At 61.0% G+C, this 22,812-nt stretch carries 26 protein-coding genes; 8 read left to right on the top strand and 18 right to left on the bottom strand.

Features of this window, described 5'->3' with window-relative positions:
- Positions 1–24: 24 nt before the first annotated feature.
- Positions 25–837 (bottom strand): D-alanyl-D-alanine carboxypeptidase family protein, encoded by an 813-nt coding sequence (locus HFC70_RS09265; protein ID WP_168472957.1) that lies wholly within the window; start codon positions 835–837, stop codon positions 25–27.
- A gap of 158 nt (positions 838–995) precedes the next feature.
- Positions 996–1,991: a TerC family protein gene (locus HFC70_RS09260; protein ID WP_168472956.1), complete on the bottom strand. Its 996-nt coding sequence runs from the start codon at positions 1,989–1,991 to the stop codon at positions 996–998.
- A 332-nt stretch (positions 1,992–2,323) separates the two neighbouring features.
- Between HFC70_RS09260 and rpsD the strand changes: the two genes are divergently transcribed.
- From rpsD to HFC70_RS09230, 6 genes are all read left to right on the top strand, one after another.
- Positions 2,324–2,941, top strand: coding sequence for a 30S ribosomal protein S4 (gene rpsD, locus HFC70_RS09255; RefSeq protein ID WP_168472955.1), 618 nt, complete (start codon positions 2,324–2,326; stop codon positions 2,939–2,941).
- A 71-nt stretch (positions 2,942–3,012) separates the two neighbouring features.
- The gene (locus tag HFC70_RS09250) at positions 3,013–3,939 is read left to right on the top strand and encodes a glutaminase (RefSeq protein WP_168472954.1); all 927 of its coding nucleotides are present in this window, start codon (positions 3,013–3,015) and stop codon (positions 3,937–3,939) included.
- A gap of 189 nt (positions 3,940–4,128) precedes the next feature.
- Complete coding sequence (locus HFC70_RS09245; protein ID WP_168472953.1) at positions 4,129–5,079, top strand: glycosyltransferase family 2 protein; 951 nt, start codon at positions 4,129–4,131, stop codon at positions 5,077–5,079.
- Entirely contained in the window at positions 5,076–5,924 is an 849-nt protein-coding gene (locus HFC70_RS09240) for a ChbG/HpnK family deacetylase (protein WP_168472952.1), read from the top strand. Before HFC70_RS09245 ends, HFC70_RS09240 begins: the two co-directional genes overlap by 4 nt.
- Before the next feature lie 31 nt (positions 5,925–5,955).
- Entirely contained in the window at positions 5,956–6,825 is an 870-nt protein-coding gene (gene ttcA / locus HFC70_RS09235; RefSeq protein WP_168473204.1) for a tRNA 2-thiocytidine(32) synthetase TtcA, read from the top strand.
- A gap of 5 nt (positions 6,826–6,830) precedes the next feature.
- Positions 6,831–7,652 (top strand): inositol monophosphatase family protein, encoded by an 822-nt coding sequence (locus tag HFC70_RS09230; protein ID WP_168472951.1) that lies wholly within the window; start codon positions 6,831–6,833, stop codon positions 7,650–7,652.
- A gap of 49 nt (positions 7,653–7,701) precedes the next feature.
- On the opposite strand, the gene HFC70_RS09225 is transcribed toward HFC70_RS09230, so the two are convergent.
- From HFC70_RS09225 to HFC70_RS09200, 6 genes are all read right to left on the bottom strand, one after another.
- Positions 7,702–8,907 (bottom strand): multidrug effflux MFS transporter, encoded by a 1,206-nt coding sequence (locus HFC70_RS09225; RefSeq protein WP_168473203.1) that lies wholly within the window; start codon positions 8,905–8,907, stop codon positions 7,702–7,704.
- A gap of 148 nt (positions 8,908–9,055) precedes the next feature.
- Entirely contained in the window at positions 9,056–9,391 is a 336-nt protein-coding gene (gene grxD / locus HFC70_RS09220; RefSeq protein ID WP_168472950.1) for a Grx4 family monothiol glutaredoxin, read from the bottom strand.
- Between the two features lie 148 nt (positions 9,392–9,539).
- Positions 9,540–9,734 (bottom strand): hypothetical protein, encoded by a 195-nt coding sequence (locus tag HFC70_RS09215; protein WP_168472949.1) that lies wholly within the window; start codon positions 9,732–9,734, stop codon positions 9,540–9,542.
- A gap of 23 nt (positions 9,735–9,757) precedes the next feature.
- Positions 9,758–9,994 (bottom strand): BolA/IbaG family iron-sulfur metabolism protein, encoded by a 237-nt coding sequence (locus tag HFC70_RS09210; RefSeq protein WP_168472948.1) that lies wholly within the window; start codon positions 9,992–9,994, stop codon positions 9,758–9,760.
- A 23-nt stretch (positions 9,995–10,017) separates the two neighbouring features.
- Positions 10,018–12,255 carry a phosphoribosylformylglycinamidine synthase subunit PurL gene (gene purL / locus HFC70_RS09205; RefSeq protein ID WP_168472947.1) on the bottom strand — a complete coding sequence of 746 codons (2,238 nt, stop codon included), beginning with the start codon at positions 12,253–12,255 and terminating at the stop codon, positions 10,018–10,020.
- Positions 12,256–12,388: 133 nt separating this feature from the next.
- Entirely contained in the window at positions 12,389–13,807 is a 1,419-nt protein-coding gene (locus tag HFC70_RS09200; protein ID WP_168472946.1) for a PLP-dependent aminotransferase family protein, read from the bottom strand.
- Between the two features lie 197 nt (positions 13,808–14,004).
- Here HFC70_RS09200 and HFC70_RS26785 point away from each other — a divergent pair, with 197 nt between their 5' ends.
- Entirely contained in the window at positions 14,005–14,130 is a 126-nt protein-coding gene (locus tag HFC70_RS26785; protein WP_210259210.1) for a DUF1127 domain-containing protein, read from the top strand.
- A 55-nt stretch (positions 14,131–14,185) separates the two neighbouring features.
- Here the strand turns inward: HFC70_RS26785 and HFC70_RS09190 are convergent, their stop codons facing one another.
- The 7 genes from HFC70_RS09190 to purC form a co-directional block, all read right to left on the bottom strand.
- Positions 14,186–14,758 (bottom strand): acyloxyacyl hydrolase, encoded by a 573-nt coding sequence (locus HFC70_RS09190; protein ID WP_168472944.1) that lies wholly within the window; start codon positions 14,756–14,758, stop codon positions 14,186–14,188.
- A gap of 111 nt (positions 14,759–14,869) precedes the next feature.
- On the bottom strand, positions 14,870–15,253 hold the full coding sequence (locus tag HFC70_RS09185) for a hypothetical protein (RefSeq protein WP_168472943.1): 384 nt from the start codon (positions 15,251–15,253) through the stop codon (positions 14,870–14,872).
- A gap of 46 nt (positions 15,254–15,299) precedes the next feature.
- Complete coding sequence (gene purQ, locus HFC70_RS09180) at positions 15,300–15,971, bottom strand: phosphoribosylformylglycinamidine synthase subunit PurQ (protein ID WP_168472942.1); 672 nt, start codon at positions 15,969–15,971, stop codon at positions 15,300–15,302.
- Positions 15,968–16,225: a hypothetical protein gene (locus HFC70_RS09175; protein WP_168472941.1), complete on the bottom strand. Its 258-nt coding sequence runs from the start codon at positions 16,223–16,225 to the stop codon at positions 15,968–15,970. Before HFC70_RS09175 ends, purQ begins: the two co-directional genes overlap by 4 nt.
- Positions 16,218–16,424 (bottom strand): hypothetical protein, encoded by a 207-nt coding sequence (locus HFC70_RS09170; RefSeq protein WP_168472940.1) that lies wholly within the window; start codon positions 16,422–16,424, stop codon positions 16,218–16,220. Before HFC70_RS09170 ends, HFC70_RS09175 begins: the two co-directional genes overlap by 8 nt.
- Positions 16,425–16,442: 18 nt before the next feature.
- Entirely contained in the window at positions 16,443–16,685 is a 243-nt protein-coding gene (gene purS / locus HFC70_RS09165; protein WP_168472939.1) for a phosphoribosylformylglycinamidine synthase subunit PurS, read from the bottom strand.
- A 17-nt stretch (positions 16,686–16,702) separates the two neighbouring features.
- Positions 16,703–17,467, bottom strand: a complete 765-nt coding sequence (gene purC / locus HFC70_RS09160; RefSeq protein ID WP_168472938.1) for a phosphoribosylaminoimidazolesuccinocarboxamide synthase — start codon at positions 17,465–17,467, stop codon at positions 16,703–16,705.
- A 234-nt stretch (positions 17,468–17,701) separates the two neighbouring features.
- On the opposite strand from purC, the gene HFC70_RS09155 reads away from it, so the two are divergent.
- The gene (locus tag HFC70_RS09155) at positions 17,702–18,016 is read left to right on the top strand and encodes a DUF1476 domain-containing protein (protein ID WP_168472937.1); all 315 of its coding nucleotides are present in this window, start codon (positions 17,702–17,704) and stop codon (positions 18,014–18,016) included.
- A 93-nt stretch (positions 18,017–18,109) separates the two neighbouring features.
- On the opposite strand, the gene HFC70_RS09150 is transcribed toward HFC70_RS09155, so the two are convergent.
- From HFC70_RS09150 to purB, 3 genes are all read right to left on the bottom strand, one after another.
- Positions 18,110–20,689: an EAL domain-containing protein gene (locus HFC70_RS09150; RefSeq protein WP_168472936.1), complete on the bottom strand. Its 2,580-nt coding sequence runs from the start codon at positions 20,687–20,689 to the stop codon at positions 18,110–18,112.
- Positions 20,690–20,842: 153 nt separating this feature from the next.
- Positions 20,843–21,397: an alpha/beta hydrolase gene (locus tag HFC70_RS09145; RefSeq protein ID WP_168472935.1), complete on the bottom strand. Its 555-nt coding sequence runs from the start codon at positions 21,395–21,397 to the stop codon at positions 20,843–20,845.
- 107 nt (positions 21,398–21,504) lie between these two features.
- A complete protein-coding gene (gene purB, locus HFC70_RS09140; protein WP_168472934.1) occupies positions 21,505–22,806 on the bottom strand; it encodes an adenylosuccinate lyase in 1,302 nt (433 codons plus the stop codon).
- Positions 22,807–22,812: the final 6 nt, after the last annotated feature.

The raw sequence follows: 22,812 nt of genomic DNA, 5'->3' as shown, positions 1-22,812 counted from the left end.
GGCGTATCCGATCTTTGGAAAAGGTTATTGTCCGGACTGCGCGCCCAGATATTTGTTGAACAGGGCCGCCATCTGGTCGTCGCGCTCGGCTGCGCTGTCGCCGCCCAGCACGACGCCGACAACGCGGCGATCACCATTGCTGGCCGAACTGACGAGATTGTAACCCGAGGCCTTGGTATAGCCGGTCTTGATGCCGTCTGCACCCGGATAGGTGACAAGCAGCCTGTTGTGGCCGCGGAACTTCATGCTGCGAAAGGTGAAATTGGTCGTGGAAAACAGCTTGTATTCGTCCGGATAGTCCCGCATCAGCGCCAGGCCCAGCCGTGCCATGTCGGCGGCGGTGGTCACCTGGTTGGGATCGGGCAGGCCGGCCGGATTGGTGAAGACCGTGCTGGTCATGCCGAGCGCGCGGGCCTTGGCGGTCATCATCTCACCAAAGGCCTGCTCGGAGCCGGCAAGCGTCTCGGCGACCGCCACGGCCGCGTCATTGGTCGACAGCACGATCATGCCCATGACGGCTTCGCGCACGGTGATCTTGTTGCCGGCGCCGACCGCGAATTTGTACGGTTCCTTGCTTTCCGCATTTTCCGACATCACCAGCCGGTCGTCCCAGCCGAAGCGCTTCTGATGCAGGGCCTCGAAGGTCAGGTACAGCGTCATCATCTTGGTCAGCGATGCCGGATAGTTGATGACGTCGGCATTCTCTGCGTCGAGCACCTGACCGGTCTTGGCGTCCAGGATCACATAGGCCCGACCGGCGAAGGCCTGCGTCGGTCCGAATGCTGCCAGAAGGGCGATGAGGGACGAGAGGAGGAGGGAAGCGTTGCGAGAAGCCATGACAGTCCTGGGCACGATCGTGAAATTGGAAGCTGATGCTGGCTTTAGACCAGTTTGGTCTGGCTGTCAGCTTCGCAAACCGTCGTCACGATAGTTTGTGTTCATGCCGATGAGGGGCGGGGACGGACAAATATGCCGCCCCCGACCGGATCAGGTCACTATTCGCCGGGGGCCTTGGCGTCACCCCTGTCGATATTGCGCGTCGCCCAGAGCGAGCCGAGGATGCCGGCCGCCAGAATGCCGACCGTGACGCTCAGCGACAGCAGGGGCGGGATTTTGGCCAGCCCCAGCATGTCGGCCACGAAGATCTTCGAGCCGATGAAGATCAGCACCACCGACAGCGCATATTTCAGGTAGACGAAGCGATGGATGAGGGCCGACAGCGCAAAATAGAGAGCGCGCAGGCCGAGGATCGCAAAGATGTTCGAGGTATAGACGATGAACGGATCCGTGGTGATGGCAAACACCGCCGGGATCGAATCGACCGCGAAGATCAGGTCGGCCAGTTCGACCATGACCAGTGCCAGAAGCAGCGGCGTGATATAGGTCCTGAGCTTGCCGGTCTTCTCGTCGGTCTCGCGAACCACGAACCGGTCCTCGCGCAGCCCGTCGGTCACCGGCAGGTGGCGGCGCAGGAGTTTCAGCAGCGGGTTGCCGGACACGTCGTATTCCTGGTCTGCCATCAGCAGCATCTTGATGCCGGTGATGACCAGGAAGCCGGCGAAAATATAGAGAACCCAGTGATAGTTCTCGACGATTGCGGCACCGGCGGCGATCATGATGCCGCGCATGACGATCACGCCGAGAATGCCGTAAAGCAACACGCGGTGCTGATAGGCGCGGGGAATGGCGAAATAGGAGAAGATCATCGCGATGACGAAGATATTGTCCATCGCCAGGCTCTTTTCGACCACAAAGCCGGTCAGATATTCAAGACCGGCCTGCGGTCCGGACTGGAACCACACCCAGCCGCCAAAGGCGGTGCCGAGCGCAATGTAGAAGGCGGAGAGCACAAAACTCTCGCGCATGCCGATTTCGGCGCTCTTCTTGTGAAGAACGCCAAGGTCGAGGGCAAGCAGAAGGAAGACGAGGGCGAGGAAGGAGAGCCACATCCAGGTAGCGGTCCCCAAGAAGTCGATCCAAAGAAAATCCATAGGGGTTTCCTTTGCCGGATGGTTGATGATTGCAGCTCCGACATCACGGGAATCCGGCGCTCGCGTCAGAGGGGCCCGGTGCTGCAGTGACGGTTAGCTGGGGTGGAAGGGGCGAAACGTCAAGGCGGGCGTTGACATTGCGGCGTCCTCTGCGTAAAGAGCGCGCAACGCCGGGCAGAAATGCCGGGCGTTTTACTGACATGTCCCGTGGTTCTCTCCATACGCTTTTTGTGAGAAGCCTGTCAGAGTTTCTAAATCGAAACTCAGAGGAGGGCGTGTTTCCTTGATCCGGTTTGGCAACAAACCGGTGTAACCTGTTGAAAGGAAATGCGATGAGCAAGCGCGCTTCATCCAAGTACAAAATCGATCGCCGCATGGGCGAAAATATCTGGGGTCGTCCCAAGTCCCCGGTCAACCGTCGCGAATACGGCCCCGGCCAGCACGGCCAGCGCCGCAAGGGCAAGCTTTCGGACTTCGGCGTGCAGCTGCGCGCCAAGCAGAAGCTGAAGGGCTACTACGGCGACCTGCGCGAAAAGCAGTTCCGCGCCACCTACGACGAGGCAAACCGTCGCAAGGGCGATACCTCGGAGAACCTGATCGGCCTGTTGGAATCGCGTCTTGACGCGATCGTCTATCGCGCCAAGTTCGTACCGACCGTCTTTGCTGCCCGTCAGTTCGTCAACCACGGCCACGTCACGGTCAACGGCGTCAAGGTCAACATCGGCTCGTACCGCTGCAAGGCCGGCGACGTGATCGAAGTTCGCCAGAAGTCGAAGCAGCTGGTCACCGTTCTCGAAGCCGTTTCGCTCGCTGAACGCGACGTTCCGGACTATATCGAAGCCGACCACAACAAGATGGTTGCCACCTTCGTTCGTATTCCGGGCCTGTCCGACGTGCCTTACGCCGTCGTCATGGAACCGCAGCTCGTCGTCGAATTCTATTCGCGTTAATCGTCGCGATTGGGTATTCAGAAAGCCGCCCCTCGGGGCGGCTTTTTTGTTTGAGCAAGATGGGGATGTGCATGGATCTGCAGGCGATCATCGATGACATTGCCTCGGCGTTTGCCGAGCGGCGCGGCGAGGGCAAGGTCGCCGACTACATCCCGGAACTCGCCAAGGTCGACCCTAAACAATTCGCCATCGCCATCACCACCGTCGACGGTGCCGTCTACACCGCCGGCGATGCCGCGACGCCGTTCTCGATCCAGAGCATTTCCAAGGTCTTCATGCTGACGCTGGCCCTCGGCAAGGCGGGCGAGACCATCTGGCAGCGGGTCGGCCGCGAACCGTCCGGCTCGGCCTTCAACTCCATCGTGCAGCTCGAACACGAGCTCGGCATTCCCCGCAATCCCTTCATCAATGCCGGCGCGATCGTCATCTGCGACATGGTGCTGGCCGGATACAAGCCCAAGGAAGCGATCGGCGAATTGCTGCGTTTCGTGCGCTATCTTGCCGATGACGAGACGATCAGTATTGATCGGGCGGTGGCCAAGTCGGAAACCCAGACCGGGTTCCGCAATTACGCGCTCGCCAACTTCATGCGCTCCTTCGGCAATCTGCATCACGACGTCGACCACGTGCTCGGCGTCTATTTCCACCAATGCGCCCTGTCGATGACCTGCCAGCAATTGTCGCGGGCCGGCCTGTTCCTGGCCGCTCAAGGCGCCGATCCGATCAGCGGCTATTCCGTCGTCTCGCCAAAGCGGGCGCGGCGCATCAATGCACTGATGCTGACCTGCGGCCATTATGACGGGTCGGGCGATTTTGCCTTCCATGTCGGCCTGCCGGGCAAGAGCGGCGTCGGCGGCGGCATCCTGGCGATTGCGCCCGGCAAGGCATCGATCGCCGTCTGGTCGCCGGGCCTCAATAAGGTCGGCAATTCGCTGCTGGGCTCCCTGGCGCTGGAAATGTTGGCGGCCAGGACCGGTTGGTCGGTGTTTGGTGCTTGAGGCTTTGCCGATCATCATCTCGTCCGTGATCACGGAAACGTGTTGGCGCGTTTTTTCGATCTCGTGGGCGCAATTTCTGCTTCAAGCCCTTTCCGGCAGTAGATCACTGGATTTCGGGCGCCGCATTTAAAGAAAATGAAATAAAATGCCGTATGTAAATGTCTGGCTCCAAGATGACCGGAGAAGGACATGGCCTTACTGACGATCGTTGCACCTTTCTTGAACGAGCGCGATTCCGCTCTGGAATTCGCCACGTTCGCGAAAAGGCTCGGCGCGGAAGTCAAAAAGCTTCATGACCTGGATCTGGAACTGGTTCTGGTCGATGACGGCAGCACGGACGACAGCATCAAAATTTACCGTGAAAAGCTTGATGGGCAATGGCGCATCGTCGAACTCAGCCGCAATTTCGGCAAGGAGATTGCGCTGTTCGCCGGCATCGAGGAAAGCCGCGGCGACTACGTGATGATGGTCGATGCCGACTTGCAGCATCCCTATGACGTCTGCATGGAACTGATCTCGACACTTCTGGCCGATGACGATCTCGACGTGGTCTATTCGATCCGCGACGACCGCCACAAACAGTCGATGAAAAAGGCCATTGCCGGCAGTTTCTTCTATTGGATGATCAATTCCAAGCAGCGCTTCATCATCCCGGAAAACGCCGGCGATTTCCGCATCATGCGTCGTCCGGCCGTCGATGCGCTGCTGCGGGTGCGTGACCGCCGCCGTTTCAACAAGGGGCTCTATGCCTGGACCGGGTTTCGGCAGAAGGGCATCTACTACACGCCGGATGTCCGCAGTGCCGGCGCAACGAAATGGTCGAGGCTGGCGCTTGTCGCCCTGTCGCTGGAAGGCATCACCTCATTTTCGGCTATTCCACTGCGTTTCGTCTCGCTGTTTGGCTTCGTGATCGGCATTCTCGGCATGCTTTATGGCCTTGAAATCATCATCTCGACGCTGATCTTCGGCGCTGACGTGCCGGGCTTTCCGAGCATCATGTCGGCTGTCTCCGTGCTGGGTGGTTTGAACCTCGCGCTGCTCGGCCTGCTGGGCGAATATGTCTGGGTCGCCGTCAGCGAAGCCAAGGATCGCCCACTTTACATCGTTCGCCGGCTGCACAAATCGGATGCCAAGGGATGAGCCTCGGCGGCCGGCGTCTGCCGGACGGAACGCCTGACCGGCGCTTTGTCCTGGTTGCCGACGACTACGGCCTGTCGCCGGGCGTCAGCCGCGCCATCCGCGAATTGCTGATCGCCGGAAAACTCACCGGAACCGGCTGCATGACGCTGTTTCCGGAATGGCCGGAGGAAGCCGAAAAACTGCTGGAGCTGGCACCATCGGACCGCACCAGCATCGGCCTGCATCTGACCCTGACCGATTTTCGACCGCTGACGGCAGGTCCAGACACCGTGGCGATGCCACCGCTCAAACAGCGCTTGCTGGCAGCGTTTGGCGGGCAGGGCGAGGAGAGCGCCATCCATGCCGAACTGGATGAGCAGCTGGCCGCCTTCGTCGCAGCCATGGGCCATGGCCCGGCCTATATCGACGGTCATCAGCACGTGCATTTCCTACCGGTCGTGCGTCGCTGGTTTCTGAGCCGCAAAGCCCATCTGCAATCGCTTGGGTCCTTGCCTTGGTTGCGCGGCGCCCCAAGCCTTACCTTCGCGCCAACCCTCACGCTACGGGCCAAGGTGGCCATTGTAGCGCTCATGGCGCGGGGCTTTGACCGGCAGATGCGCGCAGCGGGCTATCCGGTCAAGGGGCCGCTCGCAGGTTTTTACGACTGGTTGCAGCCTCAGGCCTTTCCTCCTCTCATGAACTTCCTTAAAGAGCGGGGGCAGCATGGCATGGTCGTCATGTGCCATCCCGGCCATGGTGATGCCTTGTTGCAGGCCCGCGATCCGCTGGTCGCCGCCCGCGCGGTGGAATTTGCGGAGCTGATGGGCCGGGACAGCATGGCCATGCGGGCGCGAGACGCCGCATAGGGTTTAACCGTCGAGAGGCTTGCCAATGGATATGCGCGCGGTTGAAGGCACCACCGCCGAGCTTGCAGACGACGGCGCTGACGAAGCGCTACGCCATCCGCTGTTTGCGGCGGCCCAAAGCTCCGTCTCGTTCAACAAGCTGCGCAAGCGCCTGCTGCGCCAGGTCCGCCAGGCGATCGGCGATTTCGACATGCTGAAGGACCAGCGCCGCTGGCTGATCGGCCTGTCGGGCGGCAAGGACAGCTATGGCCTTCTGGCGCTGCTGCTCGATCTCAAATGGCGCGGCCTTCTGCCGGTTGAATTGATCGCCTGCAATCTCGACCAGGGCCAGCCCAACTTCCCGAAACACGTCCTGCCGGACTATCTGAAATCGATCGGCGTCGCCCATCGTATCGAATATCGCGACACCTATTCGATCGTGAAGGAGAAAGTGCCGGAGGGCGCCACCTATTGCGCGCTCTGTTCGCGGCTGAGGCGCGGCAATCTCTACCGCATCGCCCGCGAGGAGGGCTGCGACGCGCTGGTGCTCGGCCATCACCGCGAAGACATTCTCGAGACCTTCTTCATGAACTTCTTCCATGGCGGCCGCCTTGCCGCCATGCCGGCCAAGCTGATGAACGACGAAGGCGACATGCTGGTGCTGCGGCCGCTTGCCTATGCCGCCGAGGACGACATGGCGAAATTCGCGGCCGCCATGCAGTTCCCGATCATCCCCTGCGACCTCTGCGGCTCCCAGGACGGCCTGCAGCGCAATCTGATGAAGGAGATGCTGGCCGGTATCGAGGCGAAGATGCCGGGCCGCAAGGACGCCATGCTGCGGGCGCTCGGCCACGTCAACCCGTCCCATCTGCTCGATCCGAAACTCTTCGACTTTTCAGGCCTGACCAGCACAAAGGAATAACGACCATGGCTGAACTCGATATTGCCGCTTTTGCCAATCTGCTGCAGGAGGCAGCCTATACCGAGATCATGCCGCGTTTTCGCAATCTCGGCGATGGCGATGTGCGGATGAAGTCCGAGGCTATCGACGTCGTTACCGAGGCGGATGAGGCGGCCGAACGGCTGATCCGCGCCCGCGTCGCCGAAATCCTGCCCGATGCCGTCTTCATCGGCGAGGAGGCGGTGGCGGCCGACCCGTCCATCCTTGAGAAGATTGCCGATGCCGAGCTTGCCGTGATCGTCGATCCGATCGACGGCACATTCAATTTCGCCGCCGGCCTGCCGCTGTTCGGGGTGATGATGAGCGTGGTGAAAGCCGGCGAGACGGTGGCCGGCATCATCTTCGATCCGCTCGGCAACGACTGGGCGATTGCCGAGAAGGGCTCTGGCGCTTGGCTGTGCAAGCCGGACGGTTCCCAGGAGCAGATGTTCATGCGCCCCTCCCAACCGCTGGCGCAGATGATCGGCATCGCCAATACCGGCTTCTTCGACATCGACACCCGGCGCAGGATTCTGTCCAATCTCGCCGACGTCAGGCTGTTCACCAGCTATCGCTGCGCCGCCCACGAATACCGCATCCTGTGCCAGGGCCATATGGACTTTGCCATGTACAACAAGCTGATGCCCTGGGACCACCTGGCCGGCACGCTGATGGTGCAGGAGGCCGGGGCCCATGCCGCTCGCTTCGACGGTTCGCCCTATCTACCCCATCACACATCAGGCGGGCTGCTGATTGCCGCCGACGAGGACGCCTGGCGGGAACTGCGCGACAAGATCTTCACTGTCTAACGAAAAAGGCCCGGATCGCTCCGGGCCTTTTTGTGTCTGCCGTGGCTTGTCAGCGTGGTGCGTTCTGCGCCTGGAACAACCGGCCTTTTTCGCCGATCAGCACGAAGATCAATCCGATCAGCGACACGACGAAGTAGCCGGTGACCATCGGCAGGGCCGTTCCGTCATAGGCCTGGCCGATCATCGCGCCGATCAGCGATCCGCCGACCGTTCCCATGAAGCCAAGCACCGACGATGCCGTGCCCGCCACATGGCCGAGCGGCTCCATGGCCAGCGAGTTGAAGTTCGAGCCGATCCAGCCGAACTGGAACATGGCCAGCGAGAACAGCGTGATGAAGATCGCGAACGGCATCGGCTGCGGGCCGAAATACTGGCCGAGAAACCACACGAAGGTGATGGCGATGAAGCCGAGCAGCGAGGCATGCGACAGCCGCCGCATGCCGATGCGGCCGACCAGCTTGGCGTTGACGAAGGACGACAGCGCCATGAACAGGGCAACGGCGGCAAAGGCGACCGGGAACAAGACGCCGAGCTTATAGATGCCGACATAGACCTGCTGGGCGGAATTGATGAAACCGAACAGCGCGCCGAAGATGAAGGTGCTGGCAATCGTGTAGCAAAGCGCGACGCGGTTGGTCAGCACGATCTTGAAGCCGGCCAGGATCGACGTCACCGTGAAGGGCCTCGTATCGGTCGGAGACAGGGTTTCCGGCAGGCGCAGATACATCCACAGCCCCACGGCAAAGGCCGCAAATGCCATGAAGATGAAGATCAGATGCCAGTGGCCGAGCAGCATGACCACCTGGCCCGTGCCCGGCGCAATCACCGGTACCACCATGAACACCATCATGATCAGCGACATGACTTCCGCCATCTGCCGCCCGCCGTAAATGTCGCGGACGATCGAGATGGTGATGACCCGGGTGGCGGCCGAACCGATGCCCTGAATGAAACGCAGCACGAGAAGCCCGGCAAAGGACGGCACAAAGACGACGGCCAGCGACGAGAGGACATAGATGCCAAGGCCGAAGATCATCGGCTTGCGGCGGCCGAAGCGGTCGGCGATCGGGCCGTAGAACAGCTGCGCGACGCCGAAGCCGATCAGATAGGCGGTCACGACATATTGCCGGTGGTTCTCGTTCACGACGGCCAGCGACTGGCCGATCTCCTGAAGACCCGGCAGCATGATATCGATGGCCAGCGCATTCAGCGCCATCAAAAGGGCCATCATGGCAATGAATTCGACTTTGCCCATGCCTTTCAAGGCGGCAGGGGCCGTTTGTGACGGTTGTGTCATAAAATTGGATCCTAAAACGGCAATAAGGCGTTGCTTGACGCAACGCCTTTTGTGCAATGAAACGCATGTGGTCCGGCCCCTTCAAACAAAGGGGCGTGGCGACAGTTTATGCCGCGCCGCGAACGCTGATGCCCTGTTCCTGAAGATGGCCCTGAAGCTCGCCGGCCTGGAACATTTCCCGGATGATGTCGCAGCCGCCGACAAACTCGCCCTTGACATAGAGCTGCGGAATGGTCGGCCAGTTCGAATAATCCTTGATGCCCTGGCGGATTTCCGCGTCTGCCAGCACATTGACGCCCTTGTAGTCGACGCCGAGGTAGTCGAGAATCTGCACGACCTGGCCGGAGAAGCCACACTGCGGAAACTGGGGCGTGCCTTTCATGAAAAGAACGACATCGTTGCTTTTCACTTCATTGTCGATGAGGTCGTGAATTCCGCTCATAGGTCTGTTCCTTTCACATGCGGGGTCAAGATCCGCTGCTTGAAATCTGTTCTCTAGATAGCATGCGACGCGACAAATTCCAGCCCGAATTGAAACGAAAGCGTTTCTGACCGCCGTCCGTCATCGCGCCTGCCCCGCAAATGATGCCTTAGCGGCTCTTTCGGGTGACGCGGCGGGCGTTGCGGGCCCGCTTGCTGCGCGCCAGTTCCTTTTCTGCCGCCAGCTTCTTCTTGGCAGCAATCGTCGGGGCATCGACCCGGGGCTGCCGTCGTTTCGACTGGGACAGCTCGTCGGAAATGGATTTCACCAGTGAACTGAAAAACGTACCGATAATATTCGCCATGGGCCGTGTGCCTGTTGTGCCTGTCAAAGCTCGGGAATGGAGGTCTGCAGGGCGAGTGCGTGCAGCACGCCGCCCATATTGCCCTTGAGGGCGTCATAGACCATCTGGTGTTGCTGAACGCGGGTCTTGCCGCGGAAGGCTTCCGCCACGACCTCGGCCGCATAATGGTCGCCGTCGCCGGCCAGGTCACGGATGACCACCTTGGCGCCGGGAATGCCTGCCTTGATCATGTCTTCGATGTCGCCGGGGTTCATGGCCATGGGCAAGCTCCTTGTTCTTCGTCTTACTCTGCAGCGGCGAGCTGGTTGGCCTCGCCATTCATGAAATCAGGGAACCACGATTCATGGGCCCGGCGCAATTGGTCAATCGGCAGGGCAAAGAGGCCGTGGACCGAAAGTACCGTGCCGCCCACCGTGCCGAGCCGGCGGAACGGAACGCCCGAGCCTTCGGCATTGGCGCAGATGAAATTGGCAAGCTCGGCCGGAACGGCCAGCACGTAACGGGCCTGGTCCTCGCCGAACAGCAAGGCATGTGCCATGCCGCGGCATTCTGACAGATCGATGGTCATGCCCCTGTCCGAGGCCATGGCCATTTCGGCAAGGGTGGTGGCAAGGCCGCCGCTCGAAATGTCGTGGCAGGCGGTCACCTGGCCATTGCGGATCGCCGAGCGCACGAAGTCGCCATTGCGGCGTTCGGCATGCAGGTCGACCTCAGGTGCCGGACCATCCACCACGCCGACGATGTCGCGCAGGTAAACCGAAGAGCCCAGATGCGAGCCATCGACGCCGATCATCAGGACATGGTCGCCGTCCTTGGCCGTGCCGATCTTCGCCATGCGGCTCCAGTCGGGAAGCAAGCCGACGCCGGCAATGGTCGGGGTCGGCAGGATGGCGATGCCGTTGGTCTCGTTGTAGAGCGACACATTGCCGGAAACGATCGGGAAATCGAGTGCCCGGCAGGCTTCGCCGATGCCCTCGATCGCCTTGACCAGCTGGCCCATGATCTCCGGCTTTTCCGGATTGCCGAAATTGAGGTTGTCGGTGGCCGCCAGCGGCTCGGCGCCGGTCGCCGTAATGTTGCGCCAGCATTCGGCCACGGCCTGCTTGCCGCCTTCGAACGGATCCGCCTCGACATAGCGCGGGGTGACGTCCGACGAGAAGGCCAGCGCCTTCTTCGGATGGGTGTCGACGCGCACCACGCCGGCGTCGCCGCCTGGCAGCTGCAGCGAATTGCCCTGGATCAGCGTGTCATATTGCTCGTAGACCCAGCGGCGGCTCGACTGGTTCGGCGAACCGACCAGCTTGAGCAGCGCCGCGCCGTAGTCGGCCGGTTCGGCCACCAGATTGGCGGGCAGGGGGGCACGCTTGGCGGGCTCGCGCCACGGCCGGTCATATTCCGGTGCCTGGTCGCCCAGATCCTTGATCGGCAGATTGGCGACTTCCTCGCCCTGGTGGATAACACGGAAACGCAGATCGTCGGTGGTCTTGCCGACGATGGCAAAGTCGAGGCCCCACTTGACGAAGATCGCCTTGGCGACCTCTTCCTTGGAGGGCTCAAGAACCATGAGCATACGCTCCTGGCTTTCCGACAGCATCATCTCATAGGCCGTCATGCGGTCTTCGCGCACCGGCACGGTATCGAGGTCGAGTTCGATGCCGAGATCGCCCTTGGCGCCCATTTCAACTGCCGAACAGGTCAACCCGGCCGCACCCATGTCCTGGATGGCGATGACGGCGCCGGTCTGCATCAGCTCAAGGCAGGCTTCCAACAGGCATTTTTCGGTGAAGGGGTCGCCGACCTGGACGGTCGGGCGCTTTTCCTCGATCGATTCGTCGAATTCGGCAGACGCCATGGTCGCGCCGCCGACGCCGTCGCGCCCGGTCTTGGCGCCGAGATAGACGACCGGCAGGCCGACGCCTTTGGCTTCCGACAGGAAGATACCGTCGGACTTGGCAAGGCCCGCCGCAAAGGCGTTGACCAGGATATTACCGTTGTAGCGCGCGTCGAATTCGACTTCGCCGCCAACCGTCGGAACGCCGAAGGAATTGCCGTAGCCGCCGACGCCAGCGACCACGCCCGAGACCAGATGGCGGGTCTTGGCATGGTCCGGTGCCCCGAAGCGCAGCGCGTTCATCGCGGCGATCGGCCGTGCACCCATGGTGAAGACGTCGCGCAGGATGCCGCCGACCCCGGTCGCAGCCCCCTGATAAGGCTCGATATAGGACGGGTGGTTGTGGCTCTCCATCTTGAACACAACGACATCGCCGTCATCGATATCGACCACGCCGGCATTTTCGCCGGGGCCCTGGATGACCCGGACGCCTGTGGTCGGCAGGGTGCGCAGCCAGCGCTTGGAGGATTTGTAGGAACAATGCTCGTTCCACATGGCGGAAAAGATGCCCAACTCCGTGAACGTCGGCTCGCGGCCGATCAGGTCCAGGATGCGCTGATACTCGTCCGGCTTCAGGCCATGGCTGGCAATCAGGTCGGGAGTGATGGGGCGGGAATTGGAAATCGTCATCGGTGCCGTCAGATCCGTTCAGGAGAGGTTCTGACGTCTCTTTAGCGCATGCTGTCAGCCGGTGCGACAGGAAAGTGTTGTCTTGTTGCCGCGAATGCGCGGCAATCCACCAGATACAGCCGGATGCAGGCCATCAGGCGTAACTGTCATAGCCCGACCGACCATTGTCGAGCAGGCGGCGCAGGGTCAGCATGCCCTGGCGCACCTCTTCGCGGTTGGCCGGAGCAGAATAGCCGATGCGGGCCCGGTGGAAGACCTTGTCCGGTCGGCCCGCCTTGAACTCGTCTTCGTCATCGACGAGAACGCCGGCATCAAGAGCGGCATTGCGGAATGTGCCGGAAAGCCAGGGCTCGGGCAATTTCAACCACAGGAACGGAATGTTGGGCAACGACTGGTAGTCGAGGCCCGACAGGATCTCGTGGGCGATGCGCTGGCGGGCATTGATCTCGTCGATACATTTCCGGCGAATGGCCGCAGCCTCGCCCGACAGGACCAGCCGCGCGCAGATTTCCGCCAGCATGAACGGGATGCCGCCGGTCACCATCTTGTGGGCGATGCGGATGCGCTGGCTGAAATGTGGGGGGCAGGCGACCCAGCCGCCGCGCACGCCCGCCGCCACCGATTTCGACAGGCCGCCGACCAGGAAGGTGCGGTCAGGCGCAAGCTCCGCCAGCAGCGGCAGATCGTCATCGGCCATCGAGCCGTAGAGATTGTCCTCGATCAGCCAGACGGAATGGGTCCGGGCGATCTCGGCGATCTGCTGGCGCCGTTTGAGCGACAGTGTCGCGACCGTGGGGTTCTGCGCCGTTGGCATCAGGAAGGCAGCTCTCGGGTGTTGCTGCGCGCAGACCCGTTCGAAATCCTCCGGGATCAGCCCGTGTTCATCCGATTCCACCTGTATGCTGCGGCGGCCGATCAAGCCGGCGCTGCGGCTGATCTGCGAATAGGTGAGGTTCTCGAAGACGATCTTGTCGCCAGGCGCGGTCACGGCAGACAGAACCGCCATGACGCCGGCATGGGCGCCGAGCGTCGGCACGATACTGTCGATCTCCGGCGACCAAGGACCGCGCGACAGCCATGTCTGGCCTGCCTCGAACCAGGTTTGCGGAAAGCTGCGGGTGTAACTGGAAATCTCGGATGGATGGTCGCGCATCATCTCGGCAAACATCCGGCCAAGGATCACGCCTTGGCCGATATCCGGGGCTGCCGTGCTGTCGAAGCGGGTCTTGCCAGGTGGCGCATTGATAACGCGCGTGCCGGCCAGGTTGACGCTCACCGGATCAAGGGCCGCGTCCGGCGCCTCTGATGAACGGTCCAGCACATAGGTGCCGCGCCCAACTTCGCCGCTGACCAGCCCCCGCTCGCGGATCATCGTATAGGCGCGGCCGATTGTGCCGATTGTCACCCCGAGATCATAGGCAAGATTGCGCTGTGGCGGCAGTTTGGCGCCGGGCGGCAAGGCGCCGTCCGAAATCGCCCGCTCGATCTGATCGGCAAGCCGACTGTAAAGCGGACCGGAACCCGCGGAGAGATTGGGAATCCAATTTGTCATGGTGACAATTGACTATATTGTATCGATATCCTTGTCAAGTTATCAGCATTGCTGTCCGAAATCGAAGGATTGGCTGGAAAGTTATGAGTGCAATCGATACAATGTCTGGATGTCAATCGTTGGCAAGCGGTTCCGCCGAGACGAAGGCGCCGCCGACAAGGCGGGCGGGTGTGCTGTCCGCCGGTTGGTCCTGGTGCATGACACGGATTGACAAGCGCCGCAGCCGCAACACGCTGGCGGAACTCACCGACGAGCAATTGCGCGATATCGGTCTGACACGGCCCCAGGCCATCCACGAGGCAAGCCAGCCGTTCTGGCGGTAAAGCAATCGGAAATGGCAATGAAACGGGCAGGGCGATGTCGATCAATCTGTCGAGGCTAGAATCGATAGCCGACAAGCATTCCGGCACGCGTAAAGCCGTCATTGGGATCGTCGCAGAGATTGGCGTGGGACGCATGCTCGACCTGCGCCATGACGCGCCAGTTTCGATCGAGGTTGTAACCCAGTGCGGCATATTCCCTGAAGAGGCCACGACAGCCAAGGCCCGGTCCTGAGGCATTGTCATCAAGGGTGCCGTCATGGATCAGTCCGCCGAATCCCGCTTCCGCAAAGATTCTGTCTGTGAGGTCGACGGTCCAGCTCAGGCCGGCGAAGGCCTGGCTTGCAGATCCGGCAATCCCCAGCTCGGCGCCAAGATGAACCCGCGGACGCATCAGGCTTTCGCGCAGGCCGCTCGCCTCATCCCGGCCAAGAGGATCAAAGAAGACGGTGAATTCGGCGGCCACGCCATCCTCGGCATTGTCACCATCGGCGACCGACCCCACGAGGCCGAAGCGCATTTCGTCGAAGATTTTCTGATCGGCGGCTTCAGCGCCTTGGGTGGCAGCGAGGAAAAGACACAAAACCGCCGTGCAAAGGCGGCCTTTGCCGGAATCTAAGGGTGGCGCCATGCCGCTCTCACTTCTGCTTCGTCTCGAATCACAGAGAAGAATGGCGCGTTTCAGAAAGGGAGTAAACGGTCAGTTTTCCGCCTCGGCCGTTCGCCGATTCGGCCTTGCGGCTCAGCAGCCCTTGTCGCTGGCCGCCCAGCGCTTGACGTCGGTGGCGATACGCCCCGCCACCGGCTCGCCCATCATCGGGCCGAACGCGCTGAGCTTGGCAGGCCGGCCTTCGGCCTGCACGACCAGAACCGGGCGAATGTCCCGGCTGCCGCGGCGCACCAGCAGGAAACGCGGCTTGCCGCTGAACGAATTGAGCTCCGGCGCCATCTCATAGGCCTTGAAGGCCGCATCGCCGGATTTGATCCAGCAACGGTTTGCACCGACCGCCACCTTCTCCATGACATCGAGCGCCGATTGTCCACTGGCCGGAGCCGGTTCCTTCGACTGGCAGGAGGTAAGGGCCAAGAGGCCGAGGGAGGCGAAGACGGTAAGGGCAATGCGCATGAACTGCTTCCGGTTGGGGCTTTCGCCCTCCCTATCACGCTGACCGTTAAGCAGCGATTACGTCGAGTGCCGAGGCAAAAATACCGCGGCCGTCATTGCCGCCATGGGCCGCCTCGATCAGGTTTTCCGGGTGCGGCATCATGCCCAGCACATTGCCGCGCGCATTGATGACGCCGGCAATGTCGTTCATCGAACCGTTCGGATTGGTGCCGTCGGCATAGCGGAACACCACCTGGCCATTGTCCTCGATGCTCTTCAGCGTCTCGGTGTCGGCGAAATAATTGCCGTCATGATGGGCGACCGGGCAGCGGATCACCTGGCCCTTGGCATAGGCGCGGGTAAAGTCGGTCTCGTCGTTGACCACTTTCAGCTTGATCTCGCGGCACACGAACTTCAGTGATGCGTTGCGCATCAGCGCGCCGGGCAACATGCCGGCTTCGACCAGGATCTGGAAGCCGTTGCAGACGCCGAGAACCTTGACGCCCTGTTCCGCCTTGGCCTTGATCGCCTGCATCACCGGCATGCGCGCCGCAATGGCACCGCAGCGCAGATAGTCGCCATAGGAAAAGCCGCCGGGAATGACGATCAGGTCGACATCGGGGATTTCGGTCTCGGTCTGCCAAACGGTGATCGGTGCATGGCCGGAAATCTTGGTCAGCGCCGCCAGCATGTCACGGTCGCGATTGAGGCCTGGAAGTTGAACGACGGCTGATTTCATGGATGTGGCTCGAACCTTGATTGTGCTTCCTGGAGTTCACGCAACTCCAGCCGATTTTCTATTCTCTCTAGCCGCGCATCCAACTGATGCAGCATCGTGTAGAGATTGTTTATGTCGTTCTGATGCGCATGAATGACCAAGCGCATGGAGTTCAATTCGTTCCGCAGATCGTGCGCTGTATTGTCTGATTTGTCCGCTCTCTGATGGAGGCGGCGCAAGAGTTCCTGAACAAGCTCCTGCGTAACCTCAGCCAAGCAACGCTCCTTGATGATCGAACCGGTTGCCGAACAGCGATTTCTTGAGAGCCTCTGTCTGGGCTCGGCCCTCAGCCAATTCGCGATTCATATCCTTCATGAACTGCAGGAGTTCCTGCATGCTTGCTGTTGTTTCCGCCACACGATCATCCAGCCTGAGGATCTCAGTGAAGATCATGTCTCTTGTGACTTCAGCCATCGCATCACCCTTCAACCGTTAGGCGAGAGCGATAGTATAGTTCTCGATGACCGTGTTGGCGAGCAGCTTTTCGCACATCGCCTTGAGGTCGGCTTCCGCCTTGGCCGTGTCGGTGCCTTCCAGTTCCAGGTCGAAAACCTTGCCCTGGCGGACATGTCCGACGCCGTCGAAACCGAGGGCGCCGAGCGCGCCTTCGATCGCCTTGCCCTGCGGGTCGAGAACGCCATTTTTCAGTGTGACGGTCACGCGTGCCTTGATCACTTCCACTCTCTCCGTTGTTACTTGACCAGAACCGGTCCGGTACCGCGCAGCGGCTCGTTCTCGTTGATGATGCCGAGACGGCGTGCGACTTCCTGATAGGCTTCCAGCAATCCGCCGAGATCCTGGCGAAAGCGGTCCTTGTCGAGCTTTTCGTTGGTCTCGATATCCCACAGCCGGCAGCTGTCGGGCGAGATCTCGTCGGCCAGGATGATGCGCATCATGTCGCCTTCGTAAAGGCGGCCGCATTCGATCTTGAAGTCGACAAGCTGGATGCCGATGCCGAGGAAGAGGCCGCTCAGGAAGTCGTTGACGCGAATGGCCAGTGCCATGATGTCGTCGAGTTCGGCGGGATTGGCCCAGCCGAAGGCGGTGATGTGCTCTTCGGAGACGATCGGGTCCTCGAGCGCGTCGGACTTGTAGTAGAACTCGATGATCGAGCGCGGCAGGACCACGCCTTCCTCGATGCCGAGGCGCTTCGACAGCGAACCGGCCGCCACGTTGCGCACGACGATCTCAAGCGGAATGATCTCCACTTCCTTGATCAACTGCTCGCGCATGTTGAGGCGGCGGATGAAATGGGTGGGGATGCCGATCTTGTTCAGATGCGTGAACACATATTCCGAAATTCGGTTGTTCAGGACACCCTTGCCGTCGATGACATCATGCTTCTTCTTGTTGAACGCGGTGGCGTCGTCCTTGAAGAACTGGATCAGCGTGCCCGGCTCCGGTCCTTCATAAAGGATCTTTGCCTTGCCTTCGTAAATACGGCGGCGACGGTTCATGGCTGGTTGTCTCTGCTGTTGGCGTCGCTCGAGGGACGCGTGGGGTCGATCATTGAAGCGGTCCCATAGCGGAAACCGACGGTTTTCACAATGCGGCTGTTGTTCCTTCCCTTTATTTCGTCCAAATGGGAATAGGCCTTAGAATCGACAAACGGTGCATTGCACTTTGTACAGGCTTTTGATTAATGGGGGAAACAAACCCCGCAATCCACGGCATTATTTTGGGAGACGCAGATGAGCGGCATCAGTGATCGCGAAAAAGCTTTTGAAAACAAGTTCGCGCATGACCAGGAGCTCAAGTTCAAGGCGGAAGCGCGCCGCAACAAACTGCTTGGTCTTTGGGCAGCCGGCCTGCTCGGCCATGCCGATGCGGACGCTTATGCCAAGGAAGTGGTCGCGTCCGATTTCGAAGAAGCCGGCGACGAGGATGTGTTCCGCAAGGTACGCGGCGACCTGACGGCTGGCGGCGTGACCGTCAGCGACGACGAAATCCGCGCCAAGATGCTGGAGCTTCTGGCCCAGGCCGTCGATCAGCTCCAGAACAACTAAGCGACCTTCGACAACGAACAAGCGCGCGCGACCCGGTCGACGCGCGCTTTTTTTGTTTTGGAGATTGCAATAGGCCGCGCCCGGTCCGCCTGTTCAATGGCGCAGTGTTGGGTCGAGCATGCCTTTGCGCCAGGATTGCGCGGCGATGAAGGCCTGAATATCCCTGTAAGCCATGGGCCGGGCGAGACCGAAGCCCTGCAGCGTGTCGCAGCCGAGTTCGAGCAGGACCTGGGCGTGTTCCGGCGTTTCCACTCCTTCCGCGATGACGCGGATGTTCAGCGAATGGCCGATATCGATGATCGAGCCGACCAGCTTGCGCTGTTCATGGGAGGTCGTGATCGACTGGATCAACTGCCGGTCGATCTTCAAGGTGCGGGGATTGAGCCGCAACAGGCTGACGATCGAGGCATGGCCGGTGCCGAAATCGTCGATCTCGATATCGATGCCCATCTGCTGGAGATGCGCGAGGTTCTCGACGACCTGATCGTCGTATTCGTCGAGAAAGGTCGATTCCAACAGTTCGAACGATACGGTTCCCGGCTCCATCACCAATGCGCTGAGCGCTTTCTTCAGGGCCGGGTCATGCAGGCGCCGCGACGATACGTTCACCGACAGTTTCGGAATGGCCAGGCCCTTGGCCCGCCATTTGCCGAAATCGACAAGCGCCTTGTCGAGGATCACGCCGTCGATGATCGCGACCACGTCGAGGTCGTCGGCAATGCTCAGAAACTTGTCAGGGGTCAGAATGCCGCGTGTCGGATGCCGCCACCGCGCAAGGGTTTCGACGCCGACGATATCAAGGGTCCGGGCGTCGAACTGGAACTGGTAGAAAGGCGTGAATTCATCGAATTCCAGTCCGCGCAGAATCTCGTCCGAGACGCGCTTGGTGGTGACCATCTGGCTGTGCGAGTCCCTTGAGAAGAACTCGTGCCGGTTCCGGCCGCGGTTCTTGGCATGGTAAAGCGCGATGTCGGCATTCAGCAGCAATTGCCGCGCGTCGGTCTGCGGGCCGTTGCTAAATGCGATGCCGATGCTGGCGCCGATCCGGCACTCATGGCTTTCATAGGTCACCGGCCGGCGCATCTTGTCGATGATCCGGTCGGCCAGGTTGGAGAGCTTGCGCATCGAGCCGTCGAAACGTGCAATAAAGACGAATTCGTCTCCACCGATACGCGCCACGAAATCCCCGTCGCGTATATTGGCCTTCAGCACTTTCGACGCGTGCTTCAGCATCATATCGCCGGCATTGTGACCCAGTGTGTCGTTGATCTGCTTGAACCGGTCGAGATCGATATGCAGCACCGCAATGCCGCCGCCTTGGCCGGCACAGTCCTGCGCCAGTCGGTCCAGCATCTCGTCGAGATAGCGCCGGTTCGGCAGATCGGTCAGGTGGTCGTGCAGCGCGATATGCTCGATATGCGCCTTGGTGATTTCCAATTCGCAGGTGCGCGCCTCGGCCAGGTTTTTTGCCCGTTCCAACTCGCGATGCAGGGCAAGATCTGCCGTGACGTCCCAATTGGCGCCGATCATCTTGCGATGCCCATCGCTATCGATGAACGGCATGGTGCGTGAGCGGATGTATCGTTCCGAACCGTCATCGAGGATGATGCGGTATTCGTCGGAAAACGGCAGCAGGTTCTGGACGTGATAATCGACCCGTTCGAAAAGTCGCTGGGCATCGTCGGGATGCAGCATTGCTTCCCAAACGCCGCCGATCTCGACCGTCTTCTCCGAGCATTGGCGGTCCAGGCCGAAGATGGCCAGCATGCCTTCGTCCCAGTTCGACGTGCCGGCATCGAAATCGGTTTCGAAGACCCCGACGCGTGAAACCTCGAGTGCCAGTTTCAGCCGACGCGACATGCGTGCCAGCATTTCCTCCGACACTTTGCGGCCGGTGATATCGGTGTCTGTACCAATGATCCGTGCCGGCCGACCCTCCGCATCCCATTCGACGCAGGCGCCGCGGCACTCGATCCAGATCCACCGGCCATCCTTGTGGCGCTCCCGATATTCGAATGTCGTATAGTCAGGATCGCCGGCATTCTGCCGCTCGATACTGTGCAACACACCGACCCGGTCGTCCGGATGGACCAGTTCCAGCCATTCCTCGGTCGTCGGCGGATAGGGATCGCCCGGCTCCAGCCCGCGGATCTTGCGCCAGATCTCCGAGTAATACATCTGGCCATTATCAAGGCGATGATCCCAGACGCCGGATGCGGAGCAGACCAGCGCAAAATTCCAGCGGCTCTCGGCCTCGGCAAGGTTGGCCATCTCAGCTTTGTGAGCGCTTACATCGGTGAATTGAACGATCAGGGAAGGAAGTGAACCGCCGGTCCCCTGGTCCAGAACACCGATCGACGCCATCACCCAACGATCACGGCCCTTTGTGTCGACGAGGCGCAGTTCCAGCTGTCCCGTTTTGCGAGCTGCTGGCATGGCCGACGTCAACATGGCTTGAAAGATTGGCCGATCATCTGGGTGGACGAGATCGGCAAGCGACGTGCCGAGCAGATGCCATTCACCCCGGCCGCAGAGATCGCAGAACAGCGGATTGACGGCCTCCAGGCCTCCATCATGGCGGAGCACCGCGGCGGGCAGTGGCAGGTAATCAAAAAGCCAGCCGAAACGGGCGGCTGCATGATCGTGTGCTTCTGCGGGTTCAGGCGCGCGCAAGGGCAACTCTTCGTCTCGCTTACATCCTAGGTTGAGGCAAGCTAGCGAATGTTGCTTAAGGTGGATTTAATTCGTCAGGTTAAATCTGAGCATTCCGTCTGGAATTGCCACATTTGGCGCAAAGAGCCTCTGCGACTGCCCATGCCTTCTCGGTCACGGCTTAAGGCGGCTCAGGAACTGGGCGAAGACCATCGTGCCTTCCGGCCAGGGGCCATGGCCGGAATCGGCATTGATGTGTCCCGCTTCGCCGGCATCGATCAGCATCGAACCCCAGGCATTGGCGATGTCCTCGGCGTGCTCGTAAGTGCCGAACGGATCGTTACGGCTGGCAATGGTCATCGACGGAAAGGGCAGGGGATCGCGTGGATAGGGCCCGAAGGTCATCAGGTGCTTCGGCCGGATCGCGGGATTGGCGACATCCGGCGGCGCCACGAGAAAGGCACCGGCAACCGGCGCCTTGAAATGCGGAATGGCATGGATCGCGGTCGCAACGCCAAGAGAATGCGCCACCAGCACCACGGGCTTGGTCGAGGCATTGACCTCTTCGACAAGGCGCTGAACCCAGTCTTCGCGCACCGGCTTCGACCATTCGGCCTGCTCGACGCGGCGCGCCGTTGAAAGCTTGTTCTGCCAGCGGGTCTGCCAGTGGTCCGGTCCGGAATTGGTGTAGCCGGGAACGATGAGAATATGTGCGTCGGATGCCTTCATGGGCCTTATCTGCGTATCGTCTTCGGTTGCGTCAAGGTCTTACAGGCTTTCGGGTGGAAAAGGCCCGGCGACGCCGGGCCTCCGCCACGTCTTCGATGAACCTGATCCTAGCCGAAGACCCGCTTGAAGATCGTGTCGACATGTTTGGTGTGGTAGCCAAGATCGAACTTTTCACGGATCTCGGCCTCGGGCAGGGCGGCCCGCACCTCCTCGTCGGCCAGCAATTCCTCAAGGAAGTCGGCACCCTTTTCCCAGACGCGCATCGCATTGCGCTGCACCAGGCGGTAGGAATCCTCGCGGCTGACGCCGGCTTGCGTGAGCGCCAGCAGCACCCGCTGGCTCATCACCAGGCCGCGGAACTTGTTCATGTTCTTCAACATGTTTTCCGGGTAGATCACCAGCTTTTCGACCACGCCGGCCAGGCGGTTCAGGGCGAAATCCAGCGTGATCGTCGTGTCCGGGCCGATCGCCCGCTCGACGCTCGAATGGCTGATGTCGCGCTCGTGCCACAGCGCCACGTTTTCCAGCGCCGGCACCACAGACATACGCACCAGCCGGGCAAGGCCGGTGAGATTCTCGGTCAGCACCGGATTGCGCTTGTGCGGCATGGCCGACGAGCCCTTCTGGCCGGGCGAGAAGAATTCTTCCGCCTCCAGAACTTCGGTGCGCTGCATGTGACGGATCTCGATCGCCACATTCTCGATCGACGAGGCGATGACGCCGAGTGTTGCGAAGAACATCGCATGGCGGTCGCGCGGAATGACCTGGGTCGAGACCGGCTCGGGGGTGAGGCCGAGCTTGGCGCAGACATGCTCCTCGACAGCCGGGTCGATATTGGCAAAGGTGCCGACGGCGCCCGAGATCGCGCCGGTGGCGACTTCCGCGCGGGCCGCAACCAGGCGAGCGCGGTTGCGGCTCATTTCGGCGTAGAAGCGGGCGAAGGTCAGGCCCATGGTGGTCGGCTCGGCATGGATGCCATGGCTGCGGCCGATTCGCACCGTGTCCTTGTGCTCGAAGGCGCGGGTCTTGAGCGCCGCCAGAACGCGGTCGACGCCGATGAGCAACAGGTCTGCAGCCCGCACCAGCTGGATGTTGAACGTCGTGTCGAGCACGTCGGACGAGGTCATGCCCTGGTGCACGAAGCGGCTGTCCGGGCCGATGAACTCGGCCAGATGCGTCAGGAAGGCGATGACGTCATGCTTGGTGACGGCCTCGATCTCGTCGATGCGGGCGACGTCGAAGGTGGCGCTGCCGCCTTTTTCCCAGATGGTCTCAGCCGCCGATTTCGGAATGACGCCGAGCTCAGCCAGGGCGTCGCAGGCATGGGCCTCGATCTCGAACCAGATGCGGAACTTGGTCTCCGGCGACCAGATGGCAACCATGTCGGGTCGGGAATAGCGCGGGATCATGGGCTT

Source organism: Agrobacterium sp. a22-2 (genome assembly GCF_012276985.1).
Lineage (GTDB): Bacteria > Pseudomonadota > Alphaproteobacteria > Rhizobiales > Rhizobiaceae > Allorhizobium.
The sequence above is the reverse complement of the archived record's forward strand: the minus strand, read 5'-3'. Positions and strand labels throughout refer to the sequence as shown.